Raw genomic sequence first — 18,080 nt, forward strand, 5'->3', positions numbered from 1 at the left:
GGCTAACATTCAGAGCAGGGTATGGTTTTAACTTATAGACAGTACTAAATGAAATAGATACGTTATTTAATGACGCGAAACTGGTATAAGTTTTTCTGGCTTGCTGTGCCTACGCAGACAGAGGCTGCAAAAAAATCCACCCTAGTCCCGCTGTACCTTTTTCACATTGGACTGACTTTACTTAAGCTTTGACTTTATTAGCGGCTTCCGCTTGACGACGGGCTTCAACTTTCGCCGCTTTACGCTTTTCTATGACGTCCATGACATCGCTACCAATATGTGCTTCACCGCGTTTCTTGGCCAGCTGCATTTGATGTTCACGCTCACGGAAGCGTGCTTTTTGTTCTTCGGTCGCTTTATCGATACAATGCGGACAAGACTCGCCTTTGATATAAGCAGCGCTTTGCATTTCTTCATGAGTAATCGGCATACGGCAAGCAAAGCATTGCTCATAGTTGCCTTTTTCTAGGCTGTGATTGACCGACACGCGGTTGTCAAAAACGAAGCAGTCACCTTGCCACATAGACTCGCTGGCTGGGATTTCTTCTAAATATTTTAAAATGCCGCCTTCTAAGTGATATACCTCTTCAAAGCCTTGCTCGCGCATATAAGCAGTAGATTTTTCACAACGAATACCGCCGGTACAGAACATGGCGACTTTTTTATGTTTAGCAGGATCTAGCTCTTTTGCAACATACTCTGGAAACTCACGGAAGGTTTCGGTATTTGGATTAACGGCATTTTGAAACGTACCGATTTGTACTTCGTAGTCGTTACGGGTATCAATCAAAATAACGTCAGGGTCTGAGATAAGCGCATTCCATTCGCTCGGTTTTACATAGCGACCAACCGATTGTAATGGGTCGATATTTTCAACGCCCATCGTGACGATTTCTTTTTTAAGCTTCACCTTAGTGCGATAAAAAGGCTGCGCATCAGTATAAGACTCTTTGAAAGTAAAGCTGCCAATCGCTTCGATACTGCGCAAATAGTCTAAGACGTTATCGATACCTTGGCGGCTGCCAGAAATCGTGCCGTTAATGCCTTCGCTGGCCAGTAATAAAGTGCCTTTAACGTCATTATCAAGCATGATATTTAAAATTGGCTCGCGATATTGCTCAAAATCGCTAAAACGCGTGAACTTGTAAAGTGCTGCAACGACGATATTATTTGTGACGCTATCGTAAGCAGGTGCTGCTTTGTTATCAGCTGCTTTGTTATCAGCTGCAGTGCTATCTTGGATGCTGCTATTTTTGGTATTGCTGTCTTGATTGGTACTCATGTTTCTCTCCTGCTGGCTAGGTCGCAAACCTAGTGCATTGGGTTTAAGGTGCTTTTTAAAATTAACGGTTAAAACGAATTGGTAAAATTCATAACACTAGCGCAATTGTGGAATTCGCTAATGCGCGCGTAGTTTATCAAATTTTGGGAAGATTTTGGAGGTTTTATCATTCTAAAATCTCATAGAAATATGAGAGATAATAAAAATGGCAAACAAAAAAGCCCAGTATCATACTGAGCTTATTTAATATTCATTGTGTAAAACCGAAGTTTAGCTTATTGGTTTACGCTTTACTTACTTTGGAACCAAGTATCGGCTTTGCTACGGGCACTAGCAATGTCTGAGCTTGATAAGTTCAATGCTAGCTGACCGATTTTACCGCGTGCTTTGTTACGTACTTTTTCATCGAGCATGCCATCACGGGCAGCCAAGTCGTACCATTTATAAGCATCGACCAGATTTTTTTGCTTCTCATCTAGCAAAGCAAGCGTATAGCTGGCACGGTTATCACCACGCATTGCCGCTTTTTCTAACCAAAGGCGTGCTTGTTGCAAATTAGGCTGTACACCTTCACCGCGTAAATACATGATGGCAAGATTCAACTGAGCAGGGGCGACGCCTTGCTGAGCTGCTTTGGTATACCATTGCACAGCTTGTTGGGTATTTTGAGCAACGCCTTCACCTTTTTGCAAACGCTTTGCTAGGTAAAACTGGGCGTGATCGTTACCTTGAGCAGCGCTGGTAGACAGTGTACTGATAGGCATTAGCTCAAAACGTGAGGTATCAAGTGGCACGTTTGATATTAACTCAGCGTTGGCAAGGCCCGCACAAGAAAACAGGGCAGTAAACAACGCAGCTTTTAATAATTTCATAGCAGCTCCAAAATTAGGCAGTTAATAAGCAAAAAAAATTGTACCGCTAAACATTGTCTCGTTAGAAACAGTTAGACGGCGATAACAATTAGGTGAAATCTTGCAATACCAACTTACCTAATCATTAGCAAAATAATTCGTATGGTAGTGTCATAGCTGACCCTGATTGGCCCGACAAACGGTCGTAATTGGGGTATGATTGACACTATTTCGCTAGCTTAACACCCAAACTTACGAAACTCAAATACTAATTACATGATTTAATTCCTAACTGTACCTCATTGTCCTCAATAAAATCATAGAGTTACTGAAGGGTAAGGAGGAATTAACAATCGCTTAAGGTTAAACTAAGTCTTAATGGCGTTAAATTCGCTTTAATAAACGACAAAAAATACGATCATCAATCCCGTTTTTGTTTACTAACGCGATAGATAGCAACGTCTGCTAAAAGGTTGGGAGCTTGGCGTATTAATGCAGTCATCAGCGGGTTATGACCTTTTTCCGAATCACTAACAGCAAAGCGGTTGATGATATGAATATCATGCTGCGCGCACAGCTGCTCAAAGTCTTTAAAGGTACACAGGTGAATATTTGGCGTGTTATACCACTCATAGGGCAGCGCTTCTGAAACTGGCATCAGACCTTTTAAGCCCAAATGCAGGCGGTTTTGCCAGTGGGCAAAGTTAGGAAAAGTAATGACAGCCTCGCGGGCGACGCGTAGCATATCGAGCAATAATACATCAGGAGCCTTTACCGCTTGTAGCGCTCGTGCCATAACGACCGTATCGAAGCTATTATCTGCAAAACGACTTAAGCCATCATTAAGGTCTTGCTCGACGATAGATAAACCTTTAGCGATGGCTTCATTGATTTTGTCTTCATCAATCTCAAGTCCATAACCAGTCACACCTAGATTCTGCTGTAAATGCGCGAGCAGCTCGCCATTGCCGCAGCCTAAATCGAGCACATGCGACTTTGGTGCAATCCAACGCTCAGCCAATTGATGATCCATTCTCATGAGCGTGCTCCTTTGGCTATCAAGCTGTTAGCAATAAATGGCGCGGTCAAAAAACCTTTAACGGCCCCCATATAACGCGGAATATCAAATAAAAATGAATCATGACCGTGCGGTGCATCGACATTGATGTAACTGACAGGCTTACCAGTCGCCATCAGCGCATCGACAATCTCTTGCGAGCGTTCGGGAGCAAAGCGCCAGTCAGTGGTAAATGACACCACTAAATACTGACACTGCGTATGAGCAAAAGCGGCTTTAAGCGCGCTTAGCTCTTTTTCATTGGCAACATTAACGTTATCAGCATTATCAATATGCGTGCTATTGTTTAACGTTTTTTCAGTTTCGTTTTGGGCAGATTCAGCTTTTACTGCTTCAACTTTTACCGATTCCGCGATGGATGACTCTAACGGGTCTACTGGTTCTTCAGATAATTCTGCTGCTGATTCTAATGTTGCTACTGATGGATAATCACGTGTCGGGTCAAAATAATCTAAGGCTTTGGTCATCAGCAGATAAGTGTTGGCGTCGAAGTTTTCGCTGAAGCGTTCGCCTTGATAGCGTAAATAGCTTTCGACCTGAAACTCAACATCGTAACCATACATAAACTTGCCAGATTTTAAGTCACGGCCGAATTTAGCCTTCATCGCGTCATCAGTCAAATAGGTGATATGACCAACCATGCGCGCAAGGATAAGCCCGCGACGAGGATAAGTACCTGCCTGCAAGTAGCGTCCGTCTTTAAAATCAGGGTCAGAGAGAATTGACTGACGCGCGACTTCATTAAAAGCGATATTTTGGGCAGAAAGCTTTGGCGTACTGGCAATAACCACACAGCGTTTTAACCGCTCTGGATAATCGACCGACCATTGCATGGCTTGCATCCCGCCCATAGAGCCGCCGACGATGGCATGCCACACATCAATACCCAAGCGGTCTGAAAGCATGGCTTGGGTTTTTACCCAGTCTTTAATGGTGACAAGAGGGAAGTCAGGGCCATAAACTTGTGGCTCGCTGTTCTCATTATTCTTGTTTGAGCTTTTTTGACTTGAATTGATGGTATCAGGATTAATAGTCGTTGGACCAGTAGAGCCAAAACAGCTGCCGATATTATTGACGCAGACGACAAAAAATTGATTGGTATCAATGGTTTTATTAGGGCCAATCATATTGTCCCACCAGCCCGCTTTTTTATCGTCGTCACTATGAAAACCTGCCGCGTGATGGCTACCTGATAAGGCATGACAAATCAGGATGGCATTTGATTTGTCGCTATTGAGCGTGCCATAAGTTTCAAAGATTAAATCGAATGAGGGCAGGGTGCGATTGCACTCCAAGGTCAACGGCTCAGCGAAATGAAAAGTCTGCGGCGTGACGATGCCAACTGAGCCTACCGAACCGACGGCGTCGGTCGTATTAGCGGAATAATTGGTGGAATGCTCACTGGTACTATCAGAACGTGCGCTCAAAGCTACCTCACAAAACAACAGTTATGGATAAAACAAAGGTTATAAATAAAACAAACCTAGGATGGCGACAGTAAGTGGTCTACATGGTTTATTTATAGGCTTACCTATTGTATGGCGATGCGCTTAGGAGTACAACCTTCGCGCCAAGTCTTTATTTTAAGCGTCTATCAAAACAAGTATTAAGGCAGGTATAAAAGCACATATTAAGTTGTATAACGGTTACCTTTACCCTGCGTTCTGCTCTTATAAAATGCTACACTAAAGGCGAACAATAGCAGCCATTTTAAACCTTATAATAGTGCTGTTATAAAATAATGGTGCTGTTATAAACTTCTCTGCTTGCTCATTATTTCTCTATCTAATATATCTTCTGATTATTTAATAAGTGAATAAATAATACTATATGAAACCTAAATTGCCGCCACGTATTGCTGTCTTGTTAGTCAACCTTGGTACGCCCGATGAGGCAACCGCGCCAGCCGTACGTCGATACCTTAAACAGTTTTTATCCGACCCGCGTGTGATTGAAATCCCTAAATTTTTATGGGCAATTATTCTCAATCTCTTTGTGTTGCCAAGCCGACCAAAACGGGTGGCGAAGGCTTACGCCAGCATTTGGGAAGGTGACTCGCCGATTCGTAAAATATTAAAAGGTCAAGTTGAGCTGCTCGAGCCGCGCTTGGCCGATAGTGTTGCGCCGTTTCGAGTTTCTGTGCATCCGGCGATGAGCTATGGAAATCCTGGTTTGCCAGATGTTATGGACACTTTACGTAGTGAAGGCGTTGAACATTTCGTTATCTTGCCACTATTTCCGCAGTATTCTGCCTCTTCTGGCGGTGCAGTATATGATGCGCTAACGAAGTGGACGTTAAAACAACGCAACTTGCCGAACTATAGTATTGTCAAAGATTACTTTGCCCATCCGCTTTATATTCAAGCATTGGCCGATTCTATTCGCCGTTTTCAAGCGAAACATGGCAAACCTGAAAAGCTTATGTTTAGTTTCCACGGTATTCCGCAGCCTTATGCCGATAAAGGTGACCCGTATCCGCAGCGTTGTAAGTGTACTGCCGCGCAAGTCGCGCATGCGCTTGGTCTGCAAGATGATGAATGGATTATCAGCTTTCAGTCACGCTTTGGTAAGCAAGAATGGGTCAAGCCTTATACCGATGTGGTATTAGAGGATTGGGGCAAATCTGGGGTGCGCTCTGTACAAGTGATTAGCCCTGCATTTTCAGCGGATTGTTTGGAAACTTTAGAAGAGCTAGCCATTGAAAACCGTGAAAACTTCCTTCATGCAGGCGGGCAAGAGTACCATTACATTCCTGCATTAAATCTTGATGAAGCGCATATTGATTTGCTTGAAGCATTAAGCTTGCCTTTGGTTAAAGGCTGGGCAGGAACACTGGATGGCTGGGCTTGATTGTTTTCTTAAGCCATAAAAAATACCGAACATAATGTTCGGTATTTTTTTCTGAATTATTTTCTATTTTACGAATAGGTAATTTCTAAAAACTGTCATCATTAGAAGTCTTTGCCGCATCTCTGTCCGCAATATCAACGATATCTGGATAGTCGTTATCATCTAAATTGCCTTCAACCAATAGCTCATCCACCTGAGATTCATCGATATTTTGACGATGCATTGGTGTAAGTCCTTGGGTCGCATCACTACCTGCTTGCGAGTTGTCAAATCCTACGCTATTGTCAATCACATCGTTATTTTCAACAGTATGCAACATGGGATTGTCTAAATCGACAAGTTGGTTGTCCTGACTATCTTGACTGTCGTCACCGTTACGGATATTGCCGTCAATATGATCCATCTCTTCCGGCAGTGGGGTTTTTGAATTGTCCATGGATATGTCCTCATTATAGTTATAAATGCTATTTAAGTTATTATCGGTCATTGGTGTAATCTGATTATCAGTCTGCCGCGTTATGATGGTAACTGATAGTAGTAAGGTGTCACAGGATGTTCAAAAAATGTAAGAAGGTAAATATGTAAAGTCAAAAAAATGGCTACCCATATTGAGCAGCCGTTAGTAAATTCTTATCGTTAATAGTTTTGCTAGTTGACAACCTTAGCGATTTGACAGTTTCTGCTAACTGGCTTTACACGGTGCATGATAATTTTGCTCATGTAAAACATTTCTTTCAAACTCACTGAGCTTAAATGTCCACAAATAAATCAACGCAATCGCATACACAGCGGTTTCTGCGATTTCTTCTACTATTTCGCCAATGCTTTCGGGTATAAAAATGGCGTTTTCACCCATATACTCTAACAACGCTAAAGTAACCACAGCGATATATATTGACACAGGAACCTTCTTTAATACCGCCCATAGATAACGCCAGCTATAAGCTAATAAGCACACAATCAGCAGATACACCGTTAACAGCACAGCATCTTCCCACCAATCGTATGAGTGATTCATAAATGTGAAACCACTAGGAATCAAGAGCTCGGGTACATAATTTAACTCACGACGAACCACAGCAAAAAACGTCAATACGGATGCCAACCAAAAGTAGTGCCCCAGTTTCAGATCACTCTGTATCACATATTGTACGCAGCGCAATATACACGCGATTAATATGATAATACCCGGTAATTCGATGATGCCATCTGAAGTCAAAATAAAGGCTCCTAGTTTTCAAAAATGAAAAAAGTGAGCGCAAAGGCTCACTTTAGACCGTCATTAATATGTTAAAAATTAATATATAAAAAATTAACGTGTGCTTATTATACTGGTAAGAGTCATTGCACGGCTATGATGGAGTATAAACGGCAGTGTTCAATTACCGTGTTTAGACGTATTAACAGAAGCCTCAAGGGTCATATTAACTGCCTTTGTTTGCACAATTAATGCGCTTCATCCCAGTTTTGGCCACTATCTGTTTCAACCAATAACGGCACAGAAAAATCTACCTGCCAACCTTTTTCAACGGCGGTTGTCGTCAGAACATCTTGCATGGCATCAGTAATAAGCTTACTGATTTCATCGACCTTATCGCTATCGACTTCAAAAACCAATTCATCATGAACTTGTAGCAGCATTTTGGTCTGCTCTTTAGGTAGTACTTTATCAACGGCAATCATGGCAAGTTTGATTAAATCAGCAGCTGAGCCTTGTAACGGGGCGTTAATGGCAGCACGTTCAGCACCTTGTTTGACCATGCGATTGCTGTGGCTGATATCAGGTGTATAAAGCTTACGGCCCAATATGGTCTCGACATAGCCTTTATCATGAGCGCTGGCACGAGTGTTTATCATATAGTCTTTGACGCCGGGATAACGCTTAAAGTACATGTCGATGTAATCTTGTGCCTCACTGCGGCTCATCTGTAGCTGCTTGGCAAGACCAAAAGCGCTCATACCATAGAGTAGGCCAAAGTTAATGGCTTTAGCATTACGACGTTCGGTCGGAGTGACCTCAGCAACATCTTTTCCTAACACTTCAGCAGCAGTAGCAGCATGAATATCTAGCCCTTCATTGAAAGCATTAGTTAGGTTTTTATCGCCTGAGAAATGCGCCATGAGACGTAGCTCAATTTGCGAGTAATCGGCTGCTAAGATAACGCGACCTTCTGGCGCGATAAAGGCTTGACGAATCAAGCGGCCAGTGGCAGTACGAATCGGAATATTCTGCAAGTTGGGATCTGTTGATGACAGACGACCGGTACTGGTCAGTGCTTGATGGTAGCTGGTATGCACGCGGTCGGTCTTGGCATCTGCAACATTATCAAGCGCATCGGTATAAGTGCTTTTAAGCTTCGATAATCCGCGATATTCTAAAGTGATATCTACCAAAGGATGGTCAATCTTTGACAATACAGCTTCACCAGTAGAGTACTGACCAGACTTGGTTTTTTTACCACCAGGTACGCCAAGCTTATCGAACAGCATTTCACCAAGCTGCTTTGGCGAGCCGAGGTTAAATTCTTCGCCAGCGATTTCATAAGCACGTTTTTCAAGCGCAATGATTTCTTCATCAAAACGTTTTGATAGCTCATTTAAGAATGGACGCTTGATTAAAATACCATTTGCTTCCATCTGGCAAAGTATTTCAGCAGTTGGAATCTCTAAATCGTGTAGTAGCTTGGCGTTATTTTCGTCATCAGACAGTTTCTTATTAAAGACATCAAACAGCTGATAAGTGATATCGGCATCTTCACAAGCATAGTCACTGGCAATATCAATGGCTACTTGGTCAAAGGTAACTTGCTTTGCGCCTTTACCAGCGACATCCTCGAAGCTAATAGTTTGTGTTTGCAAATAATGGCGCGCCAAATCATCCATACCGTGACGAGTAATGGCTGCGTTAATGACATAGCTGGCAAGCATGGTATCCATCGCCCAGTTATTAGGGCTGGCATGAATGGCGCCCACTAGGTCAATACCATAGTGACTAAGAATATGAGCATCATATTTTAAGTGCTGACCAATCTTGCCAATTTTTGGGTTTTCTAAGATAGGCTTAAGTTTTGCTAATACCGTATCGCGATCAAGTTGCTTTGCAGTTAGCTCATCACCTTCTAAGCTATGCGTGAGCGGTACATAATAGGCTTCGTGCGCTTTTACCGCAAAAGACAAACCAACCAATTCAGCCTGACGCCAATAGACACTGGTCGTTTCGGTGTCGATAACGAAGTGTGGTGCGTCTGCTAATAATTGAACTAAGCTGTCAAAAGCGGCCTCGTCTAAAATCGTATGCCATGCTCTATCATGACTTTTACTATCGGTGATATTGTCGATGGTACTTGACTGTAAGGATTTAGCGATTTGTGCTTGTGATTCAGCATCTGCCTGACTATTGGCGACACTTTGTGAGCCGTTGGCTGGATGATTGGGGTGATCAAGTGAGGCCAACTCATTTCTAAACTCAAGCTCAGCGTATAGAGCCCGTAGCTCATCGATATGAGCGCAAGGATCGGTATTGATTTTTAAATCTTGCCAGTCTTGACCAATTTCTAAATCGGTAACGATAGTTGCCAGCTGCGCATTCATCGGAATGTCATCAGCGTATTCCACCAAATTTTTGCCCGCACGCCCTTTGATATCAGCGACGTTTTTTAGCATATTGTCAATGCTGCCATACTCATTAAGCAAATCTTTGGCCGTCTTTTTACCGATACCCGGCACGCCTTTGATACCGTCCGAGGAATCACCCATGAGCGTTAGAAAGTCAATCATCTGCTCAGGATTGATACCGAATTTTTCGATCACACCTGCGCTATCGGTAATTTTACCTGTAAAGCTGTCTTCTAATATCACGCAGTCATTAATCAGCTGCATCATGTCTTTATCACCGGTTGAGATGACTACATGATGGCCTTCAGCGACCGCACGATAGGCGAGCGTACCGATAATATCATCGGCTTCTGCGCCTTCGATGCGTAATAATGGAAGCCCTAGGGCGGCAACTAAGCTATGGATATACGGAATCTGCTCGGCAAGCTCAATATCCATTTTTGGACGATTGGCCTTATATTCTTCTGACATGGCATGACGAAAGGTTGGTGATTTGGTGTCAAAACAAACCGCCATATGGGTTGGGTGATAGCGGCGCATCAGCTTCAATAGCGCATTCAACGTCCCTCGTATCGCATTGGTTATCAGACCTTGAGAGTTTTGCATGGTCTTTGGCAAGGCATGGTAAGTGCGAAACAGATAGTAAGAGCCATCGACCAAAATAAAAGGCGGCTGGTTTTTGTCCACATGACTGGTATCCATCGTCGCCACATTTGGCATGGAGGCAAAGTTTGGTAGGGTATTGGGATTAATGGGCGAGTGCGAGTTGTGGTCATTGGCAGTCATAAAAAGTCACTTATCAAATATTGGGCAGCAAGTATGGGGTAAAAATAAATATTGAGTAACAGATTGGATAAAAAGATACCTTCATTATAACGATAAAATACCTTCTTGCCGAATTGATGGCGAACTAATAAATAGATGGTCAAAATAATAAACAGTTACGATGTTGATGAGCCAAATTTGTCGCCAATAAAAAAAGAACCCAGACCAGCTGAGTTCTTTTTTTATATTTAATGGCTTTCTATACTAAATAGCTATGTTTAAGAACATTGTCGTTATTAAACGCTTATTTTACTTCTGAAGTTACTTCGCTATCGACATTACCATGAGTCGCTTTAGAGTATGGGCAGACTTTATTGGCTTTCTCAACCAACTGTTGGAACTCATCTGCTGATAGTTCTGTATTTTCACCAATCACATGAATTTTAACAGCTAATTGAAAGTCTAAGCCTTCACCTTTCATTAAATCTACCGATACTTCAGTAGTAGAATCAAACTTTGCTTTTTCTACCCCTTTGACGGCAGCAAGTGCACCATCAAAGCAAGCAGCATAGCCCATGGCGAATAATTGCTCTGGATTGTTGCCTTCTTTACCAGAACCTGGTGCGACCATATTAATCGTCAAGTCGCTGTCTTGAAGGCTTGCTTTACCAGTACGACCGCCAGTAACTGTGCCTTTAGTAGAGTATAGAGTTTCCATAACACATCCTTTGTTGTCAGTTTTTATAATTGAAGGGTAAACTTTGGCTATCAATATCGAGAAGACTTTCTCGATAAGCCTTTTCTTAATAGGACCTATAGCATAGCAAGCTGGTCGATTAGCGCAATGGGACAGTAGTAAACATATGCTACAAGTTTGTAAGTGGGTAAATGCATAATGTCTATCAGGTCAGCGATAATCGAAGCATTTTGATATATAAATCATGAATGTGTTAATGTAAACTCATTATATAAATGGTCATAGTAAACCATCAGCATAGATGGCAAAAAACCGAGTTAGGTTTATAGCTATAAGGACGTTATTTGATGAATGGGTCAATGAAGAAATTAATTGTAATATCAAGTATTTTATCTTTAACGATGATTGCTCTCGTCGGTTGCGAAGAAGATAACGGTATTTATGGCTCGGGTGGCAGTAATAAAATTACATTGACTAGCTTTGCTAATAGCTATGACAGCCAAGTAAACGCTACGGCGATTGCACGTATTGATGAGAGCTACCGTACAGGCGCGCGCGAGATTAGAATAAAAAACCTTGTCAATAATTATAGTAATCAGAGTCTAAATACCTTAGATAAAACGATATTAGCAAATAACTTTGAAGGGCAACTGGAAAATAAGAATATTGAGGTAAATGGTCGCACGGTTAAACGTCCTATTTATGAGAAAAACACCAATAACAAGTCTAGCTATGAAATTACTTATAAAAACTTGGATTTATCAGGTGTAAAAGCGGACAGTTATCTCGCAGGGAATACGGTAAGCGACAGTCGCGGTATCATTACAGGCTTAAACCATTATCCTAAAATTCCAACGACATTAGCATTTCCAGCCGGCTCCGTTTGCTATATTCCAGTTGTTACAAGTGAGCGCGCGTTTTTAGCATTTAATGAAAAAGACAAAACCGGTTATTCAGTATTGGATAAGTGGATTGACGCCGCTGAAGCAAGATTTGATGACAAGAGAGGTTATAGTACTTCTCAGTTTGGGGTTGGAGCAGACAATAAACAAAACGCGGCACAAGTGACGTTTTTTGCCTATAAAAACCAACCTGCTTATCAGTATAACGGCGTTGAATATAATACGAGCATTTACGAAGCTGATTATGTTGCCAAAGGCAGTAGTAATCCAAACACTAATAGCTTTCGTGGTGTGGTTGATTGCACCATCGTCAATGAGGTAGCTGCTGACTTTTTAGAAAGAGAAATCAAGCGCTATTATTAAATATAAAACCATGTAAACACTCTCTATTTGACTATCAGGGAGTGTTTTTTTATGCGCTAATTCTGCACCCAGACGCTAAATCCGTTACAATATGCCCATTATTGACACTATTTATTTAGATTGATTTCTAAATTAGCCAACGTTGAAGCCAAAAATTATGAGCGTAGATCCAAAGAAATTAAGCAAAGAAGTTGCCAAGCGCCGCACCTTTGCCATCATCTCGCATCCCGATGCGGGTAAGACCACCATGACAGAAAAGCTATTGCTTTGGGGTCAAGCGATTCAGGTGGTTGGTGAAGTTAAAGGCCGCAAAACCGATCGCCATGCGACATCTGATTGGATGAGCATGGAGCAAGAGCGTGGTATCTCTATCACCACCTCAGTTATGCAGTTCCCTTATAAAGACCATATGGTCAATCTGCTAGATACACCGGGTCACGCCGACTTCAGTGAAGATACTTATCGTACTCTGACCGCTGTAGACAGTGCGCTGATGATGGTCGATGGCGCAAAAGGTGTCGAAGAACGTACCATCAAATTGATGGAAGTTTGCCGGATGCGTGATACGCCCATCATCTCATTTGTTAATAAACTTGACCGCCAGATTCGTGAGCCACTTGAGCTACTCAGTGAAATCGAAGCGGTATTAAAGATTAAATGTATTCCTGTCACTTGGCCTATCGGTATGGGGCAAGATTTCGTTGGTGTTTATCATTTAACCGAAAACAAAACCTATCTATATGAAAAAGGTCACGGCGGTGACATGACGGTCGCTGAGACGCGCGAAGGCTATGATTATCCTGATATCCGTGAGCGTTTGGGCAAGCTCATGTTTGACGCTTTTGAAGAGTCGCTTGAGCTGGTACAAATGGCACTAGAAGAATTTAGTGTTGAGGCTTTCTTGGCGGGCGAGATGACACCGGTATTGTTTGGTACGGCGCTGGGTAACTTTGGTGTCAATATGGTGCTAGATACTTTAATCAAATATGCGCCGCCGCCAAAATCCCATCCGACCAATGAGCGTGAAGTGGCAGCAACCGAAACCGAATTTAGCGGTTTTGTGTTTAAGATTCAGGCCAATATGGACCCGCGTCACCGTGACCGTATTGCTTTCTTACGTGTTTGCTCAGGTAAGTACGAAAAAGGCATGAAGATGAAGCATGTGCGCTTGGGTAAAGACGTGCGTATTGCTGATGCTTTGACTTTCCTTGCCGGTGACCGTGAAGCTTTAGAAGAAGCCTATCCGGGTGATATTATCGGGCTTCATAACCACGGAACAATTTCTATCGGTGACAGCTTTACCGAAGGCGAGGAGCTGAACTTTACGGGTATCCCGCATTTTGCCCCTGAATTGTTCCGCCGTGTGGTTCTCAAAGACCCGCTTAAATCAAAAGCCTTACAAAAAGGTTTGCAGCAGTTAAGTGAAGAGGGCGCAACGCAGGTTTTTATGCCGCAGATTAATAACGATTTAATCTTAGGTGCGGTCGGTGTCCTACAGTTTGAAGTGGTCGCGCATCGTCTAAAAGAAGAGTACAAAGTGCAATGTATCTTTGAGCCGGTATCTATCGCGACCGTACGCTGGATTCATTGCGATGATGAAGTAGCGTTAGCAAAATTTAAACGCAAAGCGCATGACCAGCTATCGATAGATGGCGGCGGTTATTTGACCTATTTAGCACCATCACGCGTGAACTTACAGCTGATGCAAGACCGCTATCCAGAAGTGACATTTAGTAATACACGCGAGCATTAAAACCCGCTCATCAATCTTTCTGCTTACCTTGAAAAGACACGATATCGTGTCTTTTTTATTACGGATGATTTTGCAGCGAATTAAGGCTGGTGTATCAAAAACACTGCTCATCAGAAATACTAAGTATCCAAAAACACAAACAGTGTACCTACAATACTACAGAATGGTTACGGTAGAATGTCAAGATACCTTATCTGTATATTAAAGAGGCTATATGAAAGCTGCACTCCAACCACATACTAATAAGTCAAAATTGTCTCAGAATTCTGTCTCACAGACGGCTTGGTTACGACTAATAACCTCGTTAGGTGGCGGGTTGCTGCTTGGTGCATTAAGCTTATCAGCGCACGCTGGGAGCCTGATTAGCCATACTGAGTATTTAGAGTATGAGCTGCCAAAAAAAATAGAAGAAAAATGCGTAGCGCGTGATAACTGCCCAGAGATTGAGGTCAAATATCTTAAAACCAACCATCCTTGGATAAATAAGCTTATCAATGAGCGCATCAATCATTTGGTTGTTAATAGTAAGCCGACTGAATCCGCACCCATTAGCAAAAAAGGTAGCCCAGCACATGTCAAAGCCGCTATCGATGGTTTTGTTAACTCACAGTTTTCTGATTTACCAGAAGACAGCGTCTTCGTTTATAACTTAATGGTCACGCCCGAATACTTGGGTCATGTGAATGATTTCGAGCTGTTTGAGATTAGCTCGTACGTTTATACGGGCGGCGCTCATGGCATGCCTTATAGCGAATATTTGGTGTTTGACCAACAGAGCAAAAAACAAATCCAATTAGCAGATATGCTCCAGCCTAATAAGAAACCTCGCTTTAAAGCCTTAGTTTATGATGCCTATAAAAAGTGGGTGAAAACGGTCGATGAAGACGTTGCAAACTATGAAAAAAGCTGGCCCTTTACCTTAAGTGATAACGTGACGTTGACCGATAAAGGGGTTGATATTCGTTATCAGCATTACTCTATTGGCCCTTATGCTTACGGTATGCCCGTGCTGAGCATTCCCTACGAGAAACTTGGCGGTATTATAAAACCCCGCTTTATTCCTAAATAATGCAGGTGATAAATTTAAGCGTATATTAAGCTCATCATTTAAAGACAGTTATTGAGTAAGGACCGCTATTTAATAAAGATAGCCATTGAACATTTAATAAAAATAAGGAGTGATAGCATGACGAACCATACAGAAATTGCAAATACACCAGTAGCTACAGATGGCGCCATATGGCAGCTTAATGCACTAACCGAAGCCTTGGGTGATCTGACATTGACAGTCAATGACAGCTTGTCTGTGGGACGCGGTAGCGACAATGATGTGGTGCTCGGCAGCAAGCAAGTGTCACGTAATCATGCGGTGTTGAGCGTATTAAACGGTGAGTTGTACGTTAAGGACTTAGAATCGTCAAACGGCACCTTTATCAATGAGCAGCGCATTGAGGCCAATGAATCTACAAACCTTGCTGCTAATGATACGCTAGGTTTTGCAAGCTTTAGCTTTCAAGTAAGCGCGCCAGTTGCTGCGACGTTGAATAGTGAGCAAGCTGCTCCGGTGATAGCAGATGAGCCAGCACTAAATACTAGCGCTGATACAGCTGCCGAACTATTACCTGTTGCCGCTGAACCGGTGGTTAAAGAGGCTGTTATCAAAGAACCTGTGGTCAAAGAAACGAAGATCGAAGAGTTCTTACCTGTTACAGACTCTCCAGCAGAACCTGTTGAAATTGTAGAGGCGGAACCAGTGGTTAGCGATACACAAACCAGTGAGCCAATCATTGAAAATAGCTTTGTTGAAGAGCCAACTATTGAAGAAACAGTGGTGACAGAGCCAGTGGTGAAAGAAACAGGAATTGATGAAGTCTTGTCAGCGACTGATATTAGTAACGAAGCAGTACCAGTCGAAGCAACACCGATTGAAGCTGTACCAGTCGAAACAGTACCTGTTGTCATTAAGCCAACCGAACAGGCCGAAATCAAGCCTACAGAGATTATAGAAGCAGCAACGAGTGCCCCTGTTGTAGAAGGACCAATACAGACGGCAGCTCTTCAAGCGCCAGAAGAAACAGCCGCCGCAAAGCATGATAAAACCACCAAAACCGCTCTGCAAGAAGAAGCGGATCCTGATGTATTACGCGCCAAGCAAGCTGCTACTTCCCAGTTCTCAGGCACTGCCAACTTGGGTCAACCTCGCGACCTTGGTACAACTGGTAATAATGCCATGGATCAAGCCATTAATAACTCTGCTAATGCGGGACAGGTTGAGAAAAAGCCCAGTGGCGGTTGGTTTATATGGGTCTTTGTGGCAGTTTTAATTATTGGCCTAGCATTATGGTTGTTTAATATGGGCATCGTATAAGGCGACTTATCATTGACAATCGCTTATAACATTCCCTAAAAAAGGCATCTGCCAGCTAATAACATTTATTTAACCTGCAAAATTTTAAAGGTTATCTAATTATTACTGGCAGTTGGCCAATTTAATGCATAAATTGTCTGTTTAAAAATTAACTTTATGAATCATTTATTAGAAGTACTAGAATATCAAGTTAATTAAAAGGTTTTATTATTGATTTAGGTGGTAAAAATAATTAGGACTAGAGGGCGTAATGGCAAGCTATTTAGCCCGCTGCTTAGCTGATTATATTAATTGCGATAAAAAGCGCGATTTAACACTAGAAAAAAACAGTAACATAATCAAGTGTTTGACGGTTTTTATGAAAATAATGTTAAAAAAACCAAAAAAGAGCTTGCGTCTATCAAAATATTTGATAGAATAGCCACCACTTTGAGAGAACAAGCCGACTTAGCTCAGTTGGTAGAGCAACTGACTTGTAATCAGTAGGTCGCCAGTTCGATCCCGGCAGTCGGCACCATCTCTTTCAAAGTCGCTTTTTATGAATTTACTTTAAATTAAAGTGCTTTTATATCAAGCAATCTAGGTGGGATTGGGGAGCGGTCAAACCCAACAGACTGTAAATCTGTCGCGAAAGCTTCGAAGGTTCGAATCCTTCTCCCACCACCATATTTTTTCAAAGTTTGTCCTAGCGCCAAGCATACTCTATATCTTGAACGACTCTCTATAAGAGTCAAACAGAATAAGAGTAAATGCGGGTGTGGTATAATGGTAACACCTTAGCCTTCCAAGCTAATGACGCGGGTTCGATTCCCGCCACCCGCTCCATATATGCACCATCGCAGCAACTATCAATCATCACGACAGTCAGTTATTATTGCTGTATCGTGATATTTTTTTTAGTGCAACCCAGTGGTTGGCTACTGTAGTTTTTAAAAGCACGCTCATATAGCTCAGCGGTAGAGCACTCCCTTGGTAAGGGAGAGGTCTTGAGTTCAATTCTCAATATGAGCTCCATTTCTTATTCAAGTGTTTTATATTGGCTTTGCTATTTTGACAAAGCGAGACACTTTGATAAAGCATTATATTTTACAAAATATACATATCGATATCGAAATTATAGAATATTGAAAATTATAAATAGAGTGTGGCAGATAATGATTTAAGGGTGACACTGAGGTGTTGCCTTTTAGTGCTGTCAGTTTATTAATAAACTCAGTTACTAATAAGAATTTGGAAAATAAATTAGCATTGCCAATGTGCATTATAATACGCGGCAATGTGCAAGAGATTGAAAAGCAAGTATAATGTCTCTATATAAAGTTGTAGACAGTATACTGCTATCAATCCTTGTTAATAAATAAGCTTTAGTAGTAAAACCATAGCGTCAACGGTTTGATGGTTTTTATGCATCATGAGCCGTCAAACAGCTATTTACCGATCTTTGATTGTTAAAGATTCATCAAAAAAGAGGAAATACCCATGGCAAAGGCCAAGTTTGAACGCAGCAAGCCACACGTCAACGTCGGTACCATCGGACACGTTGACCACGGTAAAAC

At 42.1% G+C, this 18,080-nt stretch carries 13 protein-coding genes, 4 tRNA genes and 1 pseudogene; 10 read left to right on the top strand and 8 right to left on the bottom strand.

Going from position 1 to position 18,080, the window contains the following annotated elements; translation table 11 throughout:
* Positions 1 to 181: 181 nt before the first annotated feature.
* The 4 genes from trhO to metX all read right to left on the bottom strand — a co-directional run bounded on the left by trhO (position 182) and on the right by metX (position 4,548).
* Complete coding sequence (gene trhO, locus FHS24_RS06805) at positions 182 to 1,282, bottom strand: oxygen-dependent tRNA uridine(34) hydroxylase TrhO (protein ID WP_183620010.1); 1,101 nt, start codon at positions 1,280 to 1,282, stop codon at positions 182 to 184.
* A gap of 290 nt (positions 1,283 to 1,572) precedes the next feature.
* A complete protein-coding gene (locus FHS24_RS06810) occupies positions 1,573 to 2,154 on the bottom strand; it encodes a tetratricopeptide repeat protein (protein ID WP_183620012.1) in 582 nt (193 codons plus the stop codon).
* Positions 2,155 to 2,554: 400 nt separating this feature from the next.
* Positions 2,555 to 3,172: a methionine biosynthesis protein MetW gene (metW, locus tag FHS24_RS06815; RefSeq protein ID WP_183620014.1), complete on the bottom strand. Its 618-nt coding sequence runs from the start codon at positions 3,170 to 3,172 to the stop codon at positions 2,555 to 2,557.
* Entirely contained in the window at positions 3,169 to 4,548 is a 1,380-nt protein-coding gene (metX, locus tag FHS24_RS06820) for a homoserine O-acetyltransferase MetX (protein ID WP_227671690.1), read from the bottom strand. The genes metW and metX overlap by 4 nt, the downstream gene beginning before the upstream one ends.
* A gap of 493 nt (positions 4,549 to 5,041) precedes the next feature.
* Here metX and hemH point away from each other — a divergent pair, with 493 nt between their 5' ends.
* Positions 5,042 to 6,061: a ferrochelatase gene (gene hemH / locus FHS24_RS06825; protein WP_183620018.1), complete on the top strand. Its 1,020-nt coding sequence runs from the start codon at positions 5,042 to 5,044 to the stop codon at positions 6,059 to 6,061.
* Between the two features lie 85 nt (positions 6,062 to 6,146).
* Here the strand turns inward: hemH and FHS24_RS06830 are convergent, their stop codons facing one another.
* From FHS24_RS06830 to FHS24_RS06845, 4 genes are all read right to left on the bottom strand, one after another.
* Complete coding sequence (locus FHS24_RS06830) at positions 6,147 to 6,497, bottom strand: hypothetical protein (protein ID WP_183620020.1); 351 nt, start codon at positions 6,495 to 6,497, stop codon at positions 6,147 to 6,149.
* Between the two features lie 246 nt (positions 6,498 to 6,743).
* Positions 6,744 to 7,280, bottom strand: a complete 537-nt coding sequence (locus FHS24_RS06835; protein ID WP_183620022.1) for a hypothetical protein — start codon at positions 7,278 to 7,280, stop codon at positions 6,744 to 6,746.
* A 227-nt stretch (positions 7,281 to 7,507) separates the two neighbouring features.
* Complete coding sequence (polA, locus tag FHS24_RS06840; RefSeq protein WP_183620024.1) at positions 7,508 to 10,462, bottom strand: DNA polymerase I; 2,955 nt, start codon at positions 10,460 to 10,462, stop codon at positions 7,508 to 7,510.
* Between the two features lie 283 nt (positions 10,463 to 10,745).
* On the bottom strand, positions 10,746 to 11,159 hold the full coding sequence (locus FHS24_RS06845; protein WP_183620026.1) for an Ohr family peroxiredoxin: 414 nt from the start codon (positions 11,157 to 11,159) through the stop codon (positions 10,746 to 10,748).
* A gap of 338 nt (positions 11,160 to 11,497) precedes the next feature.
* On the opposite strand from FHS24_RS06845, the gene FHS24_RS06850 reads away from it, so the two are divergent.
* The 9 genes and pseudogenes from FHS24_RS06850 to FHS24_RS12330 form a co-directional block, all read left to right on the top strand.
* Entirely contained in the window at positions 11,498 to 12,403 is a 906-nt protein-coding gene (locus tag FHS24_RS06850) for a hypothetical protein (RefSeq protein WP_183620028.1), read from the top strand.
* A 157-nt stretch (positions 12,404 to 12,560) separates the two neighbouring features.
* Complete coding sequence (locus FHS24_RS06855; protein WP_183620030.1) at positions 12,561 to 14,156, top strand: peptide chain release factor 3; 1,596 nt, start codon at positions 12,561 to 12,563, stop codon at positions 14,154 to 14,156.
* A 214-nt stretch (positions 14,157 to 14,370) separates the two neighbouring features.
* Positions 14,371 to 15,225, top strand: coding sequence for an RsiV family protein (locus FHS24_RS06860; protein ID WP_183620032.1), 855 nt, complete (start codon positions 14,371 to 14,373; stop codon positions 15,223 to 15,225).
* A gap of 117 nt (positions 15,226 to 15,342) precedes the next feature.
* Positions 15,343 to 16,524 carry an FHA domain-containing protein gene (locus FHS24_RS06865; RefSeq protein ID WP_183620034.1) on the top strand — a complete coding sequence of 394 codons (1,182 nt, stop codon included), beginning with the start codon at positions 15,343 to 15,345 and terminating at the stop codon, positions 16,522 to 16,524.
* Positions 16,525 to 16,965: 441 nt separating this feature from the next.
* Positions 16,966 to 17,041, top strand: a tRNA-Thr gene (locus FHS24_RS06870).
* Between the two features lie 65 nt (positions 17,042 to 17,106).
* Positions 17,107 to 17,190, top strand: a tRNA-Tyr gene (locus FHS24_RS06875).
* A gap of 85 nt (positions 17,191 to 17,275) precedes the next feature.
* Positions 17,276 to 17,349: transfer RNA gene (locus tag FHS24_RS06880), tRNA-Gly, on the top strand.
* Positions 17,350 to 17,463: 114 nt separating this feature from the next.
* Positions 17,464 to 17,538, top strand: a tRNA-Thr gene (locus FHS24_RS06885).
* Between the two features lie 465 nt (positions 17,539 to 18,003).
* Positions 18,004 to 18,080 (top strand): annotated as a pseudogene (locus FHS24_RS12330) (hypothetical protein); the annotation flags it as partial.

This window comes from Psychrobacter luti (assembly GCF_014192115.1).
GTDB classification, from domain to species: domain Bacteria; phylum Pseudomonadota; class Gammaproteobacteria; order Pseudomonadales; family Moraxellaceae; genus Psychrobacter; species Psychrobacter luti.